Below are 393 nucleotides of genomic sequence, written 5' to 3'. Positions count from 1 at the left end.
TTAGCGGATTGCGTAACACTTTAAAATTAAAAAAATAGCTTTCATTGATATACACTTTACCCGTTTTGCGGTTAAAAATAATGGGACTACCTCGACGTGTAAAAAGGTTTTGATAGATTTCAGGGATAGATATATATAAAGCAACTAAAGAAGTTATTAGAATTATTACAAAAGTAATGTATATCAAACTTTCATTCTTAAGATCTAAATCTAGAATTAATGAAAAACACATATAAATGGCTGGCATTAAAAGAACAAAAGTAACAAAAAAAGTGGATAAGTAAAATATTTGATCTGATAAAGTTTTGCGAATAAAAGCACAGTAGTTATCATTGGCATAGAGAAGACGCTGATCCGCACCCGTTAAATAGTTACCGCCTTTTTCTAAATCGC

Annotated in this window: 1 protein-coding gene; it reads right to left on the bottom strand. The window is 30.0% G+C overall.

What is annotated here, in order from left to right; all coding sequences use genetic code 11:
- Positions 1–393, bottom strand: a 393-nt coding sequence (locus GQ589_RS11915) for a DUF6708 domain-containing protein (protein WP_202115111.1), incomplete at both ends; no start/stop codon positions are given.

Origin of the sequence: Gilliamella sp. Pas-s27 (assembly GCF_009795865.1) — a bacterium.
GTDB lineage: Bacteria > Pseudomonadota > Gammaproteobacteria > Enterobacterales > Orbaceae > Gilliamella.
The sequence above is the reverse complement of the archived record's forward strand: the minus strand, read 5'-3'. Positions and strand labels throughout refer to the sequence as shown.